5 protein-coding genes and 1 pseudogene are annotated in these 3,035 nt (G+C 57.5%); all 6 read right to left on the bottom strand.

What is annotated here, in order from left to right:
• The coding region (locus WCE46_RS03050; RefSeq protein ID WP_424732233.1) for a radical SAM protein at nucleotides 1–302 on the bottom strand (302 nt) is incomplete at its 3' end.
• A gap of 85 nt (nucleotides 303–387) precedes the next feature.
• Nucleotides 388–1,104 (bottom strand): DUF169 domain-containing protein, encoded by a 717-nt coding sequence (locus tag WCE46_RS03045; RefSeq protein WP_424732232.1) that lies wholly within the window; start codon nucleotides 1,102–1,104, stop codon nucleotides 388–390.
• A gap of 93 nt (nucleotides 1,105–1,197) precedes the next feature.
• Nucleotides 1,198–1,563, bottom strand: coding sequence for a DUF134 domain-containing protein (locus tag WCE46_RS03040; RefSeq protein ID WP_424732231.1), 366 nt, complete (start codon nucleotides 1,561–1,563; stop codon nucleotides 1,198–1,200).
• Nucleotides 1,563–1,928 (bottom strand): hypothetical protein, encoded by a 366-nt coding sequence (locus WCE46_RS03035; protein WP_424732230.1) that lies wholly within the window; start codon nucleotides 1,926–1,928, stop codon nucleotides 1,563–1,565. Before WCE46_RS03035 ends, WCE46_RS03040 begins: the two co-directional genes overlap by 1 nt.
• A gap of 48 nt (nucleotides 1,929–1,976) precedes the next feature.
• Complete coding sequence (locus WCE46_RS03030) at nucleotides 1,977–2,204, bottom strand: hypothetical protein (protein WP_424732229.1); 228 nt, start codon at nucleotides 2,202–2,204, stop codon at nucleotides 1,977–1,979.
• Nucleotides 2,205–2,427: 223 nt separating this feature from the next.
• Nucleotides 2,428–3,035, bottom strand: a pseudogene (locus tag WCE46_RS03025) (coenzyme-B sulfoethylthiotransferase subunit alpha); the annotation flags it as partial.

The following is a 3,035-nucleotide window of genomic DNA, read 5'->3' as shown; positions in this document are numbered from 1 at the left end:
GCGATCTCCGGCGTCATCCGCCAGAGGTTCGTCTGCATCGCAAACTCCGGGTGCATCCGTGCGAGCCCATCGGCGAGGATCGGCAGCACCGTACGGTAAAAGTCCGCCCCGGCCAAGAGCGGCTCCCCGCCGTGGAACGTGAACGTGACCCGTTCCCTGTCCACTCCTTTGAGCCATTCCACAATCTCCTGTACCGTCTCCGGCTTCATGATGGGCGAGCCCTCTTCCGAACTCCAGCAGTACTTGCACCTGCCGGGGCAGCCCAGCGTCGGGATGATCATCACGTGGAACGGATTTTTCATTATGCTTTTTTCCCTCCGGCAGGGGATAAGGGTTTTTGTCTTTTACGGCTCGGCGCCGGCCCGCCGGTCCCGCGATTAAAAAAGGTTATTTTGAACCGGCTGCCCCGGTAACGATGGGGAGGGCAGTGACGAGTTCCGGGAGCATCTCGGCCGGGAACCCCATCACCATCTCGTCGTCGCCGATGCCGGAATATTTCCGCGACCCGTCGCAGCCCATCGAGAAGTTCGGCTGTCCCGAGAGGTAGGTCTGCGCCGTTGCATCCGCACAGACCGACTGGATGCCGGCAAACTCGGCACAGATCCTCCCGCCGAGCCTGAAAAGCGTGCTCTGGGCGAGCTTGAGCATGTTGCGGGGCGTTGTCACGATCACGATGACCTGCGGGGAAAAGGGCGTTGTTTCAAGCGGGGCATAGAGTGTTGCATAGGTCTCCCCCGTGTCCAGGTGCGGGATCCGCTCGATCGTCCGTTTGCAGGCTGCATCGCTGTCAAATTTTCCCAGTTTGAAATAGAATTCGCCGTTTTTTAAGGTCTGCGTGATCTCCTTTAACCCCAGCGACCACGCCCCTCCGTTACATTCGTGCCTGCTGGCAGGAGCATAGAAGATCTTCCCCTCCATCCGGGCCAGGTTCACCATCGAACAGTGCCGGATAGTCTTATCCAGCTCCGGGATCCCGGCCGGGATATCGGCCTTGGTGGGCGCAAACCTGATGGCAACGGGCGATCCCTTCAGGCCCAGTATTGATTTCAGCGCTTCTGCTGCCTCACCATAATTCACGGGTATTTTCATTGGTTCGTTGCTCATAATCGTTGCCTCGTCCTCCATCGTTCGGGGGTAATTACCCATATGAGCGAAAACATAAAAAGATGACGGAACTACAAAAAAGTCAGGAACAAATTAGGGGGTTTTCCGGGGGCACTTCGGGCACCGGCCTTCCGCTGCCTTCTGGCAACCGGCTATCTCGATCCCTTTCCCGTTCACCAGTGCATCGGCAATCTTGCGGCGGGCCTCATGCAGGTCCCGCCATGCGGTCTTGCGGGAGACCCCCAGTTTTTCTGCCGCTTCCTCCTGCTCCAGTCCCTCCAGGTCGATAAGCCGGATAAGTTCGATCTCATCGGGCTGGAGCGAGATCCCGGCCCCGTCCTCCACCGGACAGCAGCAGGGCTTATAGCAGCGTGATTCCGAAGTACTGGTGATAATACGCCTGAGACGCGGTCTTCCCCGGCGGGGGCATTCATTCTGGACTGGTTGTTCATCGGGCACTATCGTACATTCCCTGAGAGAGTGTGTCCGTTTTGGTATAACAGTCTTACCGGGGCAGTTTTTTCATTCATGTGTCCCTGCCGTGCGTGGTTTTGTCGTACCGGCCTTTCCTGTACGAGATACCTCCTGATGATCCGGTAGGGATGGATCGTATCCCTGAATTTTTCAATCCTCGTCACCTTATACCGGCAGGCAGCAAAGGCCCCGTTGTGGTTCCTGCCAAGGAACCCTGAAAGTGCCTGACCCGACGGGCAGTCCTGCGGAAACCAGGCACGGAGTTCCTGGACGGTAAGCCAGTGCTCCGTGTATCCCTTCTCCTTCATGTACCGCTCAAGCAGGTCAGAGATCAGAAGTGAACCGGGCATCACTCTCGCCGTTCCGTGGAGGTCATTTGTTGTAAAAAAGAGATGGTGTCAGTGACAGCGCGGCCCGTGCCCGCAGGGGTGGCGTGCATTTTTAGCCTCCTCTTCGGACTGGCAGCAGCAGGTTTCACCGAATTTCAGGGGGGACGTGCAGGCTTCCCGGTGGCTGACCCCGCTGTTGGGCTCCTCGTGTTTTTCACCGCAGGCGCAGGTGTGTTCATCAATGCACCCGCGTCGGGCGGCGACTGGTTTCTCGGTGCTGGTTGTTGGTTCTGGCATTGTATCACTCTCGCATTGTTGTGTTATAATTACTCATATGCGCATAAATCATTTAAACTCTCGTACCCTTCAGGAACGCTCCCGGGGGGTGAGACACGGGGAGACTGGTACCTTTGCCGGCCACCTCTTGGATCAAAGGGTGATCTGCCGGTCTGCTGCGGACACGCTCGTATCAGGGAAAATTACAAAAAAGAAAAAAAATTTGGTTGGGGGACGATCGTGCTTACCTTGCGGGGATGATCAGTGAGCGCTCGCCAGCGGGCATGAACTCGCGGATTGCACCCTTTGCGAACTCGCGGCGTGGTTCGGAGAAATCGAACTTGAGCGACGGGTCGGCAAACGTGATCTTCATGAGCGGGGACAGGGTCCAGGCATCCTGGCGTCCATAGTGGGCGGCAGCGGCAATAGCGGCGTACTCTCCCTGGTGTCCGACGTTCATTGCGTAGTTCGGGTAGTTGGGGCCACGGAGTTCTCCGATGCAGCCCTCGTCTGGCCGGACGGACATACAGTTTGCGGAACCACACTGGTCCTGCAGGTCGTAGCCGAAGAAGCCGAGACGTGACCAGCCTTCCTTGTGCATAAGCATCGACATGTACCAGCCGTTCAGACCTGCATTGGAGTTTCCGGTTGCAAGTGATGCGGAGATACCTGACGCTGCAGCAAGGACGGACGCACGCTGGGAACCGCCGAAGTGGTCCTCGAGTGTGGTCGGGTACTGCTCGTACTGCTCCATACCGTAGAGCGTGACTTCGGATGCAATGTCGCTGACTGCTTCCTGGGTCTGCTTTGCCTTTCCGATACCGCCGTGGTTTTTCTTGACATAGTCAAGAC

The organism is Methanoregula sp., assembly GCF_049690535.1.
GTDB lineage: Archaea > Halobacteriota > Methanomicrobia > Methanomicrobiales > Methanospirillaceae > Methanoregula.
This window is presented reverse-complemented; position numbering and strand designations above follow the sequence as displayed.

Coding starts and splice junctions, on each gene's coding strand:
- WCE46_RS03030 (WP_424732229.1), bottom strand. CDS start 2,204: ATGCCAGAACCAACAACCAGCACCGAGAAACCAGTCGCCGCCCGACGC.
- WCE46_RS03045 (WP_424732232.1), bottom strand. CDS start 1,104: ATGAGCAACGAACCAATGAAAATACCCGTGAATTATGGTGAGGCAGCA.
- WCE46_RS03035 (WP_424732230.1), bottom strand. CDS start 1,928: ATGCCCGGTTCACTTCTGATCTCTGACCTGCTTGAGCGGTACATGAAG.